The 14,078-nt window shown below is 58.9% G+C and carries 16 protein-coding genes; 1 reads left to right on the plus strand and 15 read right to left on the minus strand.

The features are described 5' to 3' along the window. Nucleotides 1-15: 15 nt before the first annotated feature. The 14 genes from OGM67_01335 to OGM67_01400 form a co-directional block, all read right to left on the minus strand. Nucleotides 16-228, minus strand: coding sequence for a tail protein X (locus tag OGM67_01335; protein ID UYJ35013.1), 213 nt, complete (start codon nucleotides 226-228; stop codon nucleotides 16-18). Beyond that, nucleotides 228-4,409: a phage tail tape measure protein gene (locus OGM67_01340; protein UYJ35014.1), complete on the minus strand. Its 4,182-nt coding sequence runs from the start codon at nucleotides 4,407-4,409 to the stop codon at nucleotides 228-230. The genes OGM67_01335 and OGM67_01340 overlap by 1 nt, the downstream gene beginning before the upstream one ends. 176 nt (nucleotides 4,410-4,585) lie before the next feature. Further along, nucleotides 4,586-4,945, minus strand: a complete 360-nt coding sequence (locus OGM67_01345; GenBank protein ID UYJ35015.1) for a hypothetical protein — start codon at nucleotides 4,943-4,945, stop codon at nucleotides 4,586-4,588. A 163-nt stretch (nucleotides 4,946-5,108) separates the two neighbouring features. After that, nucleotides 5,109-5,627 carry a phage major tail tube protein gene (locus OGM67_01350; GenBank protein UYJ35016.1) on the minus strand — a complete coding sequence of 173 codons (519 nt, stop codon included), beginning with the start codon at nucleotides 5,625-5,627 and terminating at the stop codon, nucleotides 5,109-5,111. Nucleotides 5,628-5,641: 14 nt separating this feature from the next. Further along, a complete protein-coding gene (locus OGM67_01355; protein UYJ35017.1) occupies nucleotides 5,642-7,066 on the minus strand; it encodes a phage tail protein in 1,425 nt (474 codons plus the stop codon). A gap of 12 nt (nucleotides 7,067-7,078) precedes the next feature. Continuing rightward, a complete protein-coding gene (locus OGM67_01360; GenBank protein UYJ35018.1) occupies nucleotides 7,079-7,345 on the minus strand; it encodes a hypothetical protein in 267 nt (88 codons plus the stop codon). Next, complete coding sequence (locus OGM67_01365) at nucleotides 7,321-7,830, minus strand: hypothetical protein (GenBank protein ID UYJ35019.1); 510 nt, start codon at nucleotides 7,828-7,830, stop codon at nucleotides 7,321-7,323. Before OGM67_01365 ends, OGM67_01360 begins: the two co-directional genes overlap by 25 nt. A 5-nt stretch (nucleotides 7,831-7,835) precedes the next feature. Further along, the gene (locus OGM67_01370; protein UYJ35020.1) at nucleotides 7,836-8,504 is read right to left on the minus strand and encodes a hypothetical protein; all 669 of its coding nucleotides are present in this window, start codon (nucleotides 8,502-8,504) and stop codon (nucleotides 7,836-7,838) included. Then, a complete protein-coding gene (locus tag OGM67_01375; protein ID UYJ35021.1) occupies nucleotides 8,501-8,866 on the minus strand; it encodes a hypothetical protein in 366 nt (121 codons plus the stop codon). The genes OGM67_01370 and OGM67_01375 overlap by 4 nt, the downstream gene beginning before the upstream one ends. Further along, nucleotides 8,863-9,297, minus strand: coding sequence for a hypothetical protein (locus tag OGM67_01380; protein ID UYJ35022.1), 435 nt, complete (start codon nucleotides 9,295-9,297; stop codon nucleotides 8,863-8,865). Before OGM67_01380 ends, OGM67_01375 begins: the two co-directional genes overlap by 4 nt. Before the next feature lie 17 nt (nucleotides 9,298-9,314). Continuing rightward, the gene (locus tag OGM67_01385; protein ID UYJ35023.1) at nucleotides 9,315-10,403 is read right to left on the minus strand and encodes a major capsid protein; all 1,089 of its coding nucleotides are present in this window, start codon (nucleotides 10,401-10,403) and stop codon (nucleotides 9,315-9,317) included. A 14-nt stretch (nucleotides 10,404-10,417) separates the two neighbouring features. Then, a complete protein-coding gene (locus tag OGM67_01390) occupies nucleotides 10,418-10,831 on the minus strand; it encodes a head decoration protein (protein UYJ35024.1) in 414 nt (137 codons plus the stop codon). Continuing rightward, on the minus strand, nucleotides 10,824-12,098 hold the full coding sequence (locus tag OGM67_01395) for a Clp protease ClpP (protein ID UYJ35025.1): 1,275 nt from the start codon (nucleotides 12,096-12,098) through the stop codon (nucleotides 10,824-10,826). Before OGM67_01395 ends, OGM67_01390 begins: the two co-directional genes overlap by 8 nt. After that, nucleotides 12,058-13,566: a phage portal protein gene (locus tag OGM67_01400; protein ID UYJ36174.1), complete on the minus strand. Its 1,509-nt coding sequence runs from the start codon at nucleotides 13,564-13,566 to the stop codon at nucleotides 12,058-12,060. The genes OGM67_01395 and OGM67_01400 overlap by 41 nt, the downstream gene beginning before the upstream one ends. Between OGM67_01400 and OGM67_01405 the strand changes: the two genes are divergently transcribed. Further along, the gene (locus OGM67_01405) at nucleotides 13,526-13,744 is read left to right on the plus strand and encodes a hypothetical protein (GenBank protein UYJ36244.1); all 219 of its coding nucleotides are present in this window, start codon (nucleotides 13,526-13,528) and stop codon (nucleotides 13,742-13,744) included. The two genes, OGM67_01400 and OGM67_01405, sit on opposite strands and share 41 nt — an antisense overlap. A 72-nt stretch (nucleotides 13,745-13,816) precedes the next feature. Here the strand turns inward: OGM67_01405 and OGM67_01410 are convergent, their stop codons facing one another. Continuing rightward, entirely contained in the window at nucleotides 13,817-14,071 is a 255-nt protein-coding gene (locus OGM67_01410) for a hypothetical protein (protein ID UYJ35026.1), read from the minus strand. Nucleotides 14,072-14,078: the final 7 nt, after the last annotated feature.

The following is a 14,078-nucleotide window of genomic DNA, read 5'->3' on the forward strand; positions in this document are numbered from 1 at the left end:
GCGGGCTTAAAACGCTCATGCGTCCACCTTCTTCCACGGCACCATTCCGGTCGGCTGCTCGCTTTCCGTTTTGGCTTCGGGCAGGGTCAGTACGACCCCTGCCGGGAAAATGTAGGTGTGCAGATACTGCTGGTTCAGCGCCATCAGCTGGTCGGTGGCAGCTACATTGCCAAAGATTTTATAGGCGATGGAATCCCACATATCGCCCTGTACAGTCGTATAGGTCATTAGCTGAAATTCATCCTTTCCTCGTCATCTCTGGCGCTCTGCACAACATCCAGTATCATCTGGCGCATATCCTCAACGCTCTGGTTCAGTGCGCTGCGCAGCTGCTGGCTGTCCTGCATGCCGCTGATCTGGAATACCGGCGAAAGGCTCATGGGCTGCAACTGGGTTGTGGTGCTGCTTTTGGCGCTCTCAGCCTGTACCGCCTCGGCGGCTGGCTTGGCGTTCTGGGCGGCAAAGCTGCCCATCGCATCCACGGCCCGCGGGCTGATAACAGCGGTATAGTCGGCCAGCATTGCGTCAGCTTCAGCGGCATGGTTCATCTCGGCGGCAGACAAGCCGTTTTCGGGCGTTTGCCCATCAAGTGGTATGTCTACCTTATCAGCCTCGGCAGGGGCAAAAGCAGCCGCCTCAGCGGCGGGCTGGGCAGCACTTGCCGGGTAGGCGTCCTCTGCCTGCACAGTCTCGGCGTACTGCATACCATTTTCGGGAATTCCCGAAAATGGTTCAGCCGCGCTCACAGTGTCAGGTACATCGGTTGCCACGGCGGCGGAGACAGGTTCCTGCGCCGCCTCGACCTCTTGGGGTATGTCTACCTTGGGTTGGTTCACGGCTGGCGCGGAGACCGCCTCTGCGGGCCCATCAGCCGTCTGTGGCATCACTCGCGCGGTTGTGGCAGGGGTCTGGGCTGCTCTGGTGTCGTTCCGTATGCCCTCGTGGGGGTTGACGGCGGCGCTCTCGGCAGCCTGCGCCGTTTCTTTCGGGGCAGGCGCTTCGGCATTCTCAGCGCGGGTATCGGTGTAGCGGTCATCCAGTGCGGGCAGCACATCCTTGGTCTGGGCGGCATTCAGAACGCCCTCGCCGCCCTGCATGTAGACGATTTCCGGCCCGTACTCGCCAACCAGCGTCCAGCCGGGTTCGGCATTGCGCGTACCTGTGGCCTGTGCGCCGGTTTTCTGGACGCGTCCGCTGGTGTTGGCTTTGTCCAGCTTGCTTTGCAGGGCATTGGCCGCAGCCGTGCCAATCTTCGCATAGGCGGTCTGCACATCGGGCAGCATATTGGATGCACTGTCGATGAATGCCTGCACCGTGGCCTTGCCGTTTTTTGCAGCCTCGGCACTCATGTCCAGTTCATCTACGGTGTCACCGGCCTTTTGAGCCAGTTCATCCATTTTGTCGCTGAAATCTGTGGTCAAATCGGCAAGCGCACCGCTGGCATCTTTCTGTGCCTGCTGCAGATCCTGCCAGTTCTTCACCATCGTTTCCAGCTTGCCGCCGCCATCCTGGGCCGCCTGGGCCATACCGGCGATAGCGTCCACAGATTCCTTACTGCCATCGGCGAAGCCGGCTACCATATCACTCAAGCCCTCTATGCTCCCGGCTTTTTCGCGCAGGGCATCAAGGTTGGTGTTATAGTCCTGCCAGTAGGTGGTCTGGCTTTCAAGGTTTTTGTTCAGTGTGTCCACGCTGGTGGCGCTTACGCTGGATGCCTTATCCCAAATCTCGTACTGGCCGCCGATGGATTTCTCGGCAGCATCATAGGCGGTGTTGTAGGCTTCAACCAGCTTTTGGGCTTCGCCTGTCACATCGCTGATGGCCTGTCCGAGCTCAGCCGCGCCCTCGGATGCAGAGCTTGTGGCCCCGGACTGGGCGGCCTCCAGATTCTCGTAGGCGGTCTGCGCGTCTTCAATGGCCTGCTGGGCCTCGCCCTGTTTGGTGATGCCATCGTCAACGGCCTGCTGGTAGACCTTTTCGTTTTCGGCGGCCTCCAGCTGCTGGTTGGAATATTCCTCGTAGCTGTCGCGCAGGTCCATAACCTCGTCAGCGATCTCGGGGTCAAGGTGAACACCCGCAATGGCACTCACGCTGCCGTAGGTTTTCTGGAATTCGTCATCCGTCATGCCCAGGGTGGACAGCAGCTTTTGATAGGTCTCGTCCATGCCCTTGCTGGCGGCTTCGCCCTTGGTCTGTGCCTCGGTCAGCTTCAGCTGGTTCTGGTACAGCTCCTTGGTGACATCGTTGTACTGCTGCGACACATCGGACATGAACTCTTGGTAGGCCTGCGCCTTGGCGCTGTCCTGCCATGCCTTGGCATATCCGCGCAGCGCTGTGGTGCCGCCCTGTATCTTGCCGGTGGTGGTATCAATATACCCGGCCAGATCGGGAATCAGGTCACACAGCAGCGTCAGCACATTGCGGTATTCCTGCTGGTCATCGGCGCTCAGCTTGGCATAGTCGCCCATTTCTTCCAGCTTGGTGATGTACAGATCCGCCGTGCCGGCAGTCGCCATTGTAGTTTCGGCGCTGGCCTGCATGGTGGCGTTGGCATCGTCCAGCGCGTTGGTCACACCGTTGGCGGCGGTGGTGATCTCGTCCAGCGCGGGCGGCCAGTCACCGGATGCCTCAACCGCAGCATCTGCGGCACTCGTAACAGCCACGAAAGCACCGGTCACTGCGGCAACACCGGCAACAGCAAGCGCAACCGGACCAAGGGCAACACTCGTCACTGCCGTAAAGGCAGCAGCCGCCGCGCTGGCAAGGTTGACGGCCGCTGTCACACCGGCGATACCAGCAGCCGCCGTACCGAGTACGGCAACGGTGGTTGTTATGCCCTTTACTACGCCGGGATTGTCGTTGACAAACTCGGTCATGCCGGAAAGCACATCTGCGCCCACTTCGTACAAGTCGCTCATGGCAGGGGTCAGCTGCTCACCAACAGAAATTTTCAAGCCGTCTGCGGCAGATTCAAACAGCGTCATTTTGCCGTTCAGATTGTCCAGCATCGTGCCGGCCATCTTCCCGGCAGTGCCGGAGCAGTTTTCAAGTGCAGAAGCGTAGTCACTGAAGCTCTGGCCGCCCTTGGCTGCCTGTTCGCTGCACCCGGCCATAATCGTTTGCAGCTTGGAATACTGGTTCGTGCCGGCAATGGTTTTCGCAAGGTTGGCCTGCTCTTGGTCTGTCAGGTTGTCCCACACGGCAGACAAACCTGTCAGAATGTCCGACAGGCTGTTCATGTTGCCCTGCGAATCATAGATACTTACGCCGTACTTTTTCAGCTCATCGGCGCAACCCTTGGTGTTGGTGGCAAGGCGGGTCATAATGGCGTTCAGAGCCGTACCGGCCTCGCCGCCCTTGACACCGGCGTTCGCCATCGTAGCCAGCACAGCCGTGGTTTCCTCTACGGAGTAGCCCATGGATTTTGCAGTTGCGGCGCATGCCTTGTAGGCTTCGCCCAGCTGCTCCACATTGGTGTTGGAGTGACTCATGGCATAGGCCATCACATCCACAAAATGCGTGGTGTCGGATGCCGTCAGGCCGAATGCGGTCAGGTAGTCGGTCACGATGTCGGAGGCCGATGCCAGATCCATGTTGGCAGCAGCGGCCAACTCCATGACGGGGCTGATGCCTTGCAGCATCGATTGGGTATCCCACCCGGCCAACGCCATGTAGGACAGTGCATCTGCCGATTCACCGGCAGTGAATTTGGTGGTCGCGCCCATCTCCTTGGCCTTGTCGGTCAGGGCCTGCAGCTGGTCGCCGCTGGCACCGCTCAACGCCTCCACGTTGCTCATGGACGCTTCAAAGTCACCGGCAGAGTTGATGCAGTCCATGTACGCATCCTTGATCTGTTCAAGGGCTTCATAGACTTTTGCGGCAGCAAATGCCTGCGATACGGCTTCGATGGAGCTCGTGCCCTTATCGCCGTATTCCTCGGCACTCTCGGCTGCGGCTTCTTCCTTGGCCCGCAGGGTGTTCAGCTTATCAGCAAGATCTTGGCTTTTTGCGCCCAGATTGTCCGTGCCGACGCCTGCCTCATTCAGCGATTTGGCAGTCGCGCCCAGCTTTTCCTTTTGGGCCGCCAGTGCATTGCTTGTGTCACCAATGCGCTGCTCCAGCTTGGCGCTCTCGCGTTCAAGGGAAGTGGTCGGGCCGCTGGTCTCCTTGATTTCCTGCTGTAGCAACTGATACTGCTTGTTCAGATTGTCCAGCTTGGCTTGGGTCTTTTCAACGGCGGCCTGCTGCTTGGTGTAGGCCGATATGTCAGCCTGCACACTCTGCAAACTGCGGATTTCCTTTTGCAGTTCGCTGGGGCCGCTCTTTGCTTTGGAAAATGTGGATGTATAGCTGCTGCCGAGCTTTGCATCCAACTGGAATAGCATTTCGTATTCTTTACGGCTTGCCACGGCAGCCTCCTTTATGGGTTATTGTTTGGCATTGTCCTTGTCAAACAGGCCGTTGTTGGCATCAATCCAGACCTGCAACTCGGCCAGTGTCATTGACAGCCAGTAATCCACGGGGGTGCAACAGTTCCGGGCCAGCATCATGCACTGCTTACGCAGCCACAGGCAGTCCCGGTCTATTACATCTCCGTGCGCAGCAAAAAACTGCGCGCCTTATCGCGGATCGCGTTGAACTCTGCAAACGGCGCAGCAACAATCGTGTCATAGTCGATTTTCTCCTTGCTGGCGCGGCAGACCATGCGCATCAGGAAACTGGTGTCGTACACCGGCACAATGGGCACACGCCCTTCGCGCTCGCGCACCTCACGGTCAATCGCCATGAAGTCGCGCCCCGTCAAGCTGCCGAAATCAAGCGTCAGCTGTTCGTAGGTCTTGTCCTCATAGGTGAACGGTTTCTTGAACACATGGGTATAAGTATCGGTGGCGGTTGCCGCCTCGGCCTGTGCAGCTTTCAGCTGCTTGTTGTCAATGGCGCTCATTTGCCAAACTCCTTTCATTCTTCAAAAAAATGCCCGGAGAGGGCTTCTCTCCGGGCATATCTAACTTGCCTGTAATTTGCTGACCAGCATGGGGTGTTGTCATAAATGTGTGAGCCATCTGTCGCGCAATTACAGGCAGGGTCAGCGGATCTTACCGGGCAAATTACTTGCCCAGGGCCTTGCGGACATCGGCCAGGTAGTCGGTGCCATCGATCAGGCAGATAAAGTTCAGCGGGTCGATCTCGCGGACTTTCTTGCCGTCAATATAGGTGGCCCAGTAACGCACGGCGAACTCGCCGGTACCGTTCTCCGGGGTAGCCGGGGCAACAGTACCGGGGGTGTGCGTCTTAGGGATAACCACCAGAATATGCTTGATGGCGCGAATCTGCACAGCAGCCGCAACAGGGTCTTCATCCTGCACAGCATAGCGCAGGTCGATGTTGTGGCGGCGGGGCTCGCTCAGGCGTACAGCCTGCTCGGTCATAGTGCGGTAGTTCAGCGTCATGCTCATGGCATCAAAGTGGCCCAGAATGACTGCATCGACATTGCCCGCGATGCCCGCACCGCTGATGCTCTGGGTCAGCGCGGTAAGGTTCGGCAGCGTGGCCTGTGCCATGCCGGCGTACTCGGTGTTGTCCTCATAGACGGCCCAGTTGATGGTAGACTGATCTACTCTCGGCATTGTTTATTCCTCCTTTACGCGGCCAGAGCGCTGGTCACATAGCTGGAATCATACTCCAGAACGAAGTCGATTTCCTGTGCCGGGCTAGCCGGGGTCATGTAGACATGAATCTTGATGATGCCCGCCATCAGCTGGGTCACGGGGTTCTCGTCCTCACTGATCTCCACGCGGGCGCCCAGCAGGTAGCCGCTGCCCACAAGGCCGTTCAGCCAGATATTCACCGTGTCGGTGATGGTATCCAGCAGGCGGCGGTTCATGGGCTTGTCAAGGAACTGCCAGCAGGTGCGGATGATGGTGTTCTGCACATAGGCGAACATACGCCCACACGGGATAAACATGTCCTTGGGGTCGGTGCTGGACGGATAGCATCCGGTGTAGTTGCCCCAGACTTTCCACGCTCCCATGAAGTTAAGCGCAGTCACGATGCCGCCGCCGTTCAGTGCGTTGGCCTGCTCAAAGGTCAGCACCACGGCGGTACCGTCGGCAAGGCACAGGCCGTCGATTTTTGCGTCCTTGTTGGACGGGCTCTCGTAGGGCACACCGGCATTGTCGGTGTCGGTGGCAGCCATGCGGCCAGCCACAATGCAGCTCATGTGCAGCTTGCGGTCACCCAGCATAGCCATGGGCCAGCACACGATCTCGTTGGCATCGGTCATGCCCTTGTCGGCCTTGGTGGACACAGCGGCAGTGTAGCTGTTCGCGGTGGCGGTATCCAGATCGACCAGCGCCTTAGCGCCGAACATACCGTTGATGCCGCCCGCCTTGGTTGCCATCACGGCGGCAACCTCGCTCTCGCTGCTGTACTTCGGGGCAAGCAGCAGGTCGGGCACGGTGCCCACGGTGCTCATGCAGCTGTCAACCGCAGCAAAGCCACCGGCAACAACGGTCTTGGTGACCTTGCTGATATCCACCTTGTTGTAGGCGATGTTCAGCTTGGCGGCAGAATAGGCGCTGCCGCCCTCGATGGCCTCAACGACAAGGTTCTCCCCGCTGTAGTAGGCCTCGTAGTCGGTGCCCTTGGTCAGTGCGCTGCCGCTGGTGCTGGGCTTTACGACCAGCGAAGCATCATTGATGGCATCAATGGGCAGCAGCGCTTTGTGGTCGGTCAGGTTGATGTCGGCAGCAGTCACAGTTGCTTTCATCGTGGCGGGGTTCAGCATATTGCACAGGATGACGGGCTGACAGCCGAACAGCTGGAAGTGGGTATACATCACTTCGCACAGGTCATAGCTGGCAAAATCGTCACTATACCCCAGCGCCGCTTTTGCTTCGGCAAAGCTGGTGCAAAGCACGGGCAGGCCCAGCGCTGCGGCAGAATAATTGTCGGCAGACTGCACCGGGGCCGCGCCGACAACAAACGGGATGCCGCTGTCAGCAACGGACGGGGTGCTCACGCCGGTAGCGGCCTGCGTGGTATACACGCCATGTTTCGTAGGCATAGGTTTTCCTCCTTAAAATTTCCGGGTCAGCTGCCGCCGCGTTTCGTACAGCAGATTGCCCGGTGTTTTGATTTTGATGCGGTCTTGGGCAAGCGTCTTGCTCGTCACGATCAGCCGCGCTATCAACGGGTACTTCTCAATGGCAGCAGTGGCGGTTTTCAAAGCCTGTTCCTTGCTGCCCATGTAGATGGTTCCGTACTGGATGACCCCCACAATGGTCGGGCCAAGATAGACGCAGAACGCATCCTCAACGGTCATGGTCTGGGGTTTGGTTCCCATGGGCTTACCTCCCTCTGGACAGGCGGCAGGATCCATTCTGTCGCCATCTCTCCGATGTAGTAGGGCGCTGTGTCATCCAGATACATCAGCCGTTCCAGCCCCGCCGTGGTGTCCAGCGTAAACTGGTGGCCGATGACGACCTGCTTCAGCAGCGCAATGCGCAGCCGCTCCATAAGGTTCAAAAGCATCAACGAGCCTTCTTCCTCGTTGGGGCTGTACACACAGAACACCGTGCGCAGCTTGGCCGTGGCGTGGATTCGTTCGCCCTGCGGCTGCAAGTCGTTTGTGGTCACGACTTGGTGGATGATGTACGGCGCTTTCTTCTTGGCACTGCCGGAATCGGGCAGCCGCATTTTATACACCTCCGCCGCCCTCATGGCAGGGGCTTCGGCATCGTTTTCCTGCTGACGAGCAGGCAGCAGCAGATCCTTCACCGCATCGCGGGTAAACTCTGTCAGCCTGTCCAACAGAATCAGCGTAGTCATTTACATTACCTCCAGCCGTTCATCAGCGCCATGATCTCATGGTCAAGGCGTTCATCGAACTTCTTCCACGCTTCATCGGCGATGTTCTCGCGGACTTCCTCGTTTCCGACCATCTGCGGGATGGAAAGGCCCATCTTCTCGGTGATGCCATCGCCGCCGTTTCCCATTGTTGTGCCGTCACGTTCAAAAATGCCCGTGTGAGTATTTTTCATCGTAGCAACAAAGCTCTCATCAATGAGGTACGGCGATGTATCCTTGAAAATGTGCGCCCGCGCCGTGATGCCGGGGTGCGCCATTTTCGTCTCGTTTTTGATAACGACAGGCACACGGCGGCTCGTATCGTATTTCGGAATCTTGGGGGTCGTTCCGTTGTAGCGATACAAGGGAATTTTCTTCCCGGCAAAGGTCACGGTAGCGGTCACGCTGCCGCTTGCGTAGGAATAGCGGCATTTGATGTTCTTGTCGGTCCGCAGGTTGGCACTGCTGATGTCGTATTTTTTCTGGACTTCCTTGACATAGCCACTGCGCATATTGCTCACAGCACGGCTCATGGCGCTTTTCACGGCCTTTTCGGTGCCGCCGGGTATACCCGCCAGCATCTTCTCGGCCCTGTCCAACGCACCGCCTGTAAGGTAGATGTTGATAGCGCCGTTGGACGCGGTAGAAACGCTCATTCGTCCACATCCTCCAGTTCTACGCGCAGCATCCCCATCTCGCAGATGGACGATGCCACATAGTAATCATGGAAAAAGCTGCCGCCCTCGCGCTCGTTGATGCGGATACGGCAGCCTTTTTCGGGTTGATTGCCGCCCAGATCATCAAGTGCGCAGTGCATAACGCGGCTCACAAGGTACAGCCCCTGCGCATGGTCGCTCTGCAGCTGTCGGCGGTCACGCTCGTGCAGCCCGGTGATAACTACCGGGATATCCTCGTAGGTTTCGCCGTCATAAATGACCGTGTGGCGCTCGGCAAACTCGTCAAGGTTCAAAAAAACGCCATGCAGGTCATCCTGCACAGCGTCACGGAACCCGCTCACACCACGGGCGCTTCAGCGCCCAGATCGGGGCCGTCCATAGGTTCGCCGGGGTAAACCTCCTCGGCGCAGATTGCCTGAATCAGCGCGTCCTTGGTCTTCAGCGCCTTGGTGTCAATGCCCATGTCGGCGGCCATCTTCTTCAGATTGGCAACGGTCATGTCGGCAAGGTCTTCGGGCACCAGATGGGCGGCTGCGGGCTTTTCTGTGGCGTTCTCCTCGGCGGGGGTATCGTTATATTCCTGCTCGGCGGCAGCCTGTGCAGGGGCGGCGGCAGACGGCGAGGCGGGTGCGTCCACGATTTCGGCAATGCCCAGCCCAACCAGGCGGCCCGCCTCCATGCCGTCAACCTCGCAGGTTTCGCCCAGCATTACAGGCTTCACGCCGTACTTGGTGCGGTAACCGTAGCTGCCGCAGATGATTCTCACTTTCATGGCGTACTCCTTCCGGCTTAGTCGATGACGCTCTCCATGTAAATCCACGGGGTGTAGTTCTTCGGGGCGGCCAGCGGGCGGCAGGCATAGCGCAGCTTACGCCGGTCGTTCGGCTGGTCCACAATCAGCTTGGGAACGCGCTTTGCCACATAGGAGGTAAAGTCGGTCTGGCCGTAGTCCATCTGGGTAATCTTGCCGTACATCAGATGGCCGCAGCTGGGGGCGGTGATCTCCACGCTGGTTGCAGGGAAGAACTTGGCACTCTGGCCGTTCTCGTCCTCGTACTCCTCGTCCACACAGAACAGATCCAGATTGTGTCCGCCGAAGTTGAAGCGCCCGATATAGGTCACGCCGGGATAGCGGGTCAGCTGCTCGTTCACCGTGCCGGTGAGGATGCCACTGTTGCGGTCCAGCAGCTTCTGGAACTCGGCATTAGACTGGAGCCAGCTGTTCACATCAGCACCAATCAGCATATCCTCAGCGGGCAGACCGCGGCGGGTCAGCAGACGGCAGGCAGCGATGACATCATTCTTGAAGTCGGCGTAGGTAGCACCGGCGGCGTTCCACTTCTTGGCGGGTGTGTACTTGTGTTCGGTGGCGGTATCGTAGAACTTCACGATCAGGGTATCGCCCTTGGTCTTGTCATCCAGATACTCCTGCATCGTGCAGCCGTTGTCGATCATGGTCTTAGCGCACATCCACTCCTCGCGGCGCTCAATGCGCAGATCCATGTCGCGCAAGTCATCCTGCAACAGACGAGCAGCGCGCTGGGCCTGGGTACTCTGGCTGTACAGTGCTTCACCGAAGCCGCGCTTGTTCAGTTCATCGGCGGTCAGCGGGCGGCTGGGCGCGATGAATGCGGGCTGGTACTCGTGGATTTCGTAGCCGCGGCGGTCCATCGGGATATCACCAACGCGCGGGGACACGAAAGAGGCCATCTTGCGGTCGCCCTTGCGGTACTCGGTCAGAACCTTGTCGCTGGCAAACAGGTCACCGGCATCGGTCGGGAAATAGCGGTCACGGAAGAAATTGGCGCGGGGTACGATCTCCTCACCAATAGCCATCAGGGTGTAGGTTTCCAGCATATTCAAAGAAATTGCAGGCATTGTTGTGTCCTCCTTTACATCGGCGATGCAGCCTTAAAGACAATGCCCGCATCGCGCAGGGCATCCTTGTCGGCCTCTTTCATGGTGTAGCTGGAGGCCATCGTCAGCTTGTCGGGATTGAAACAGCCAGCCAAATACACGGCCACGGTGGCATCTGCGGCGGTGCCGACCTCCACATCATCGCACAGGATGCAGTTGGCGGTCAGCGTCTCGGTATCACCGCTGGCGGCGGTGCCCAGCACGACCAGCTTGTTGTCACCGGCAGTGCCGGTAGACTTTGCCAGCACCGTGCCACGGGTCAGCTTCAGGGTGCCGCTGGATGCCTTGCGGATCACACCCGCACCAATGACGATGTGCGGGTCGATGGCGGTCACGAGGCCGTCAACCTCGACCTCGCCCAGCTTCTTGCTCAGTTCCTTTTCAGCCATTGTTCTTGCCCTCCTTGTTGGTTTCGGGGTGCAGCAGCGCTTTCACGCTCTGGCGGGCTGCTGCCATCTTCTCGGCAGGGGTCAGCTCGGCGGGGGTGCCCTCCGGGCTGCCCTCGGCGCTTTCGCCGGGTACAGCGCTCACGCTCTGGGTGCCGCTCTGCTGGTTGTCAATGCCCAGCGCGGTCAGGAAATCGCGGCCCTGCTGGGTGGCCTGCTTCGCTGCACGGAACGCCAGTTCACGGGCATCACAGGCGGTTGCGCCATACTTGGCCTCGTGGACCATCTCGGCGTTGAACAGGCCTGCGATCTGGTCGATTTCTTCCAGCCGGTGGCGTTCAGCGCTTACGGCGGCATCGACTGCGGCCTGCGGGTTCTCCACGGCGGGCGCGGGGGTCTGGGCACCATTGGTTTCGTTTGCCATAGGGGTTTGTCCTCCTTCGTTGGTGTTGGCGGGTTCTACCGCCGTTTTTGTATTTGCAGCAGCGGGCGCCACGGGGGCGGGCGCTTTTGCCAAAGGGATATTGTCGGGCAGCTTCACGCCGGGCATCAGCCGCAGCGCGTGGCCATTGCAGGAAATCGTCTGGCTGTCGGCGCTGGCGGAAATCTCCAGCGGCTCGGCATCGTCCAGCAGTTCATCGGCAAAGCCTTTCTCCACGGCCTCTTTGCCGGTCATGTAGGTAGTGTCTGCCATCATGTGCAGCAGCACTGTCTCGGAGAGCCCGGTCTTGCGCCTATAGATGGAGACCTGGCTCTTATCCCAGGCATCGTTGACATCGGCGGCCTTGCGCAGATCCTCGGCATTGTACGCGCCCCAGATGAACGACCAACACTTGTGGATCATCACAAGGCTTGAGGGATTCACTTTGACCGTGTCGCAGGCGCACATGATAAGGCTGCCGCCGCTCATGGCAACACCATCCACAATGCAGGTCAGCTTTGCACCTTTGGCAGCCAAATCCCGCAGCTTGTTGTGGACCAGGATAGATACCCCGGCATTGCCGCCCAAGCTGTCCATGTGGATGGTAATATTGTCGCACCCGGAAATTCTGTTCAGATCGTCCAGAAATTCGCTCTCAATGATGTACTGGCCGGGGATGGGTTCACCCGTCCCCCAGTCCACGGGCTGTTCCTCGACAATCTCGCCGTACATGGTAATATCGGCGCTCTGGCCGTCCGTGGTTGCCATAGCGTAGCACGGGCGCTGGATGCTCACGGCGGCGGGCAGGTTATTCATCACCGCCACCGGGATTTTGCTGGCCTTCGCCATCTTCGTCTCCTCCTTCAATCATGCTTTTGGTGGTTTCTTCCACTTTTTCTACGCCGGCAGCTTTCAGCATTTCATTCTCACGCTTCAACTGCTCAACATTTTCCTCCCAGTCACCGCCGCCCAGTTCGCGGGCAACCTGCTCATGGGTGCGGAAACCATGATGTACTTGCAGGATAGCTGCCTCGACCTCTTTCTTGGGGTCAAGCGTACCCTGCACAGGGCCGATCCACCGCGCCCCGCACCATGCAGCGCGGAGCAACGGGTCATCAAAAAAGCCCGGCGCTTTGATACGCCCGCGGGCTACGGCCTCGGCCAACCAGAGTTCATACACCGGCTGGCAAAAGCCGTCCACCAGCCAGACCCGGCGCATCTTGTACGCCTCCCACGCTTCCAGCAGGGCGCCGCGGCTGGCGGAATAATTGCTGTTGAACTCTTTCAGCAGCACCTCGTAGGGCTGTTCAAGGCCGCTGCCCACCATCTTGCACATGGTTTTTACGAATGTATCAAACCCGGCTGTCGGTACATTGGGGCTGCCAAACTTGATATCCTCGTCCGGGCCGAGGTGATAAACCTGACCGGGCCCCATCTCGTACTCATTGTCGCTGTGGCTGATGTTGTCGGTGTCGGGGTTTTCAACAGGCACACCGGCAATATCGCCGCCGCCCGCCTCATTGGTGGGGATAGCGGTCTTGTCGGTATCGGTCACGATCCACGCGGTAAAGAAGCTCTGCACCAGTGCGGCCATCAATTCGGATTCCGTGTAGCGCCGCAGCTGGAGCAGCATTTCAATGACCGGGGCCAGATACGGCACGCCGCGGTACTGGTCCGGGCGCTCGCTGTCCATGATGTGCAGGATGTTCGGCAGGCCAGTCTGCCTGCCCACGGCCTCAATGCGCTGCCACTTGGTTTGCTCCTGCGAAATCTCGCGGGGGTAGGTGTTGCGCACCCAGTAGGCCACGGCAAGGCCGCTGCCGTCTACCTCCACGCCGTCATAGATTTTGTTGCCGTTGTTGGTGTTCTTGCCCTCGGTGATGTTTGCCCAACGGTTCATGACATCGCCGCAGGTGTCCGGGGTGCTGACGCGGTCAGCCTCCACCAGATGCAGCCGCAGCGTGTAGGGGTTCAGCTTTGTGGCTTGCTGCGCCCGCTTGATAAGGGCGAACACATCACCGCTCATCAGCCAGCTTTTCAAGGCCAGCTGCTGCAATCCGTAAAAGTTGTTCATGCCCAGCGCGTCACAGTTGCGGCGGTTCTCCGCCCACAATCGGAACTCGGCCTCCGTCTGGCTCTGCCACTTTTTGGCTGTTTCCGGGGTCAGTCCCAGCACATCGCGGTCAATGGCCGTTTTCAGCGTCAGGCCGGTGCCCACAACCTTGGTGCGGTTCGTGTTGATGGCGCTTGCCGCAATTGGGCTGCTCATATACAGCATGCGGCTGCGCTGGCGCAGTGTGGCGCTATTCTGGTTTATATCTTGGCTCGGCGAATTGCTGTCGGGCCTAAAACTGCGCGTGGCCCGCCGTGTAAGGCTGCCGCCGGCGTTGCTGTATCCGCTTGCCTGCGGTGCGCTGGGCTTTCTCATGTTGCTCAAGTACAATCGCCTCCGTAATTTTCAAACTAAGCGGGCAGACGGAAAAGAAAAGGAGTAGTGAAAGAAACCATCGCCCGCGGTAAAGGCCGCCGTTATAGCTTGGGGAGCGGCCAGTACCCAAAGTAGGGTGTCACCAATCGCGCGGGATCACGCCGAACGCCTTGCGGGCGCTCTGGCCGTTCAGCAGCGCGGTCAGTTCCTCGACTTTCCGCTCGGCATCTTCAATTTCATCGCTGAGCGTGTCAAGGTCGAATCTGGTGAGTTCGCGGTCATCCAGCCGGTAGCTTTTTGCGCGGCTGTTTACCAGCGCATTGTAGGCATCATACAGATTGTCCAGCCTTTCGGTGTGGAATTTCAGCCGCTTTTCAATCATCGTTCTGTCCATAATGACC

The organism is Oscillospiraceae bacterium (assembly GCA_025757985.1).
Lineage (GTDB): Bacteria > Bacillota > Clostridia > Oscillospirales > Ruminococcaceae > Gemmiger.

Coding starts and splice junctions, on each gene's coding strand:
- OGM67_01335 (UYJ35013.1), bottom strand. CDS start 228: ATGACCTATACGACTGTACAGGGCGATATGTGGGATTCCATCGCCTAT.
- OGM67_01345 (UYJ35015.1), bottom strand. CDS start 4,945: ATGAGCGCCATTGACAACAAGCAGCTGAAAGCTGCACAGGCCGAGGCG.
- OGM67_01350 (UYJ35016.1), bottom strand. CDS start 5,627: ATGCCGAGAGTAGATCAGTCTACCATCAACTGGGCCGTCTATGAGGAC.
- OGM67_01355 (UYJ35017.1), bottom strand. CDS start 7,066: ATGCCTACGAAACATGGCGTGTATACCACGCAGGCCGCTACCGGCGTG.
- OGM67_01360 (UYJ35018.1), bottom strand. CDS start 7,345: ATGGGAACCAAACCCCAGACCATGACCGTTGAGGATGCGTTCTGCGTC.
- OGM67_01365 (UYJ35019.1), bottom strand. CDS start 7,830: ATGACTACGCTGATTCTGTTGGACAGGCTGACAGAGTTTACCCGCGAT.
- OGM67_01370 (UYJ35020.1), bottom strand. CDS start 8,504: ATGAGCGTTTCTACCGCGTCCAACGGCGCTATCAACATCTACCTTACA.
- OGM67_01380 (UYJ35022.1), bottom strand. CDS start 9,297: ATGAAAGTGAGAATCATCTGCGGCAGCTACGGTTACCGCACCAAGTAC.
- OGM67_01385 (UYJ35023.1), bottom strand. CDS start 10,403: ATGCCTGCAATTTCTTTGAATATGCTGGAAACCTACACCCTGATGGCT.
- OGM67_01390 (UYJ35024.1), bottom strand. CDS start 10,831: ATGGCTGAAAAGGAACTGAGCAAGAAGCTGGGCGAGGTCGAGGTTGAC.
- OGM67_01395 (UYJ35025.1), bottom strand. CDS start 12,098: ATGGCGAAGGCCAGCAAAATCCCGGTGGCGGTGATGAATAACCTGCCC.
- OGM67_01405 (UYJ36244.1), top strand. CDS start 13,526: ATGCGGCTGCGCTGGCGCAGTGTGGCGCTATTCTGGTTTATATCTTGG.
- OGM67_01410 (UYJ35026.1), bottom strand. CDS start 14,071: ATGGACAGAACGATGATTGAAAAGCGGCTGAAATTCCACACCGAAAGG.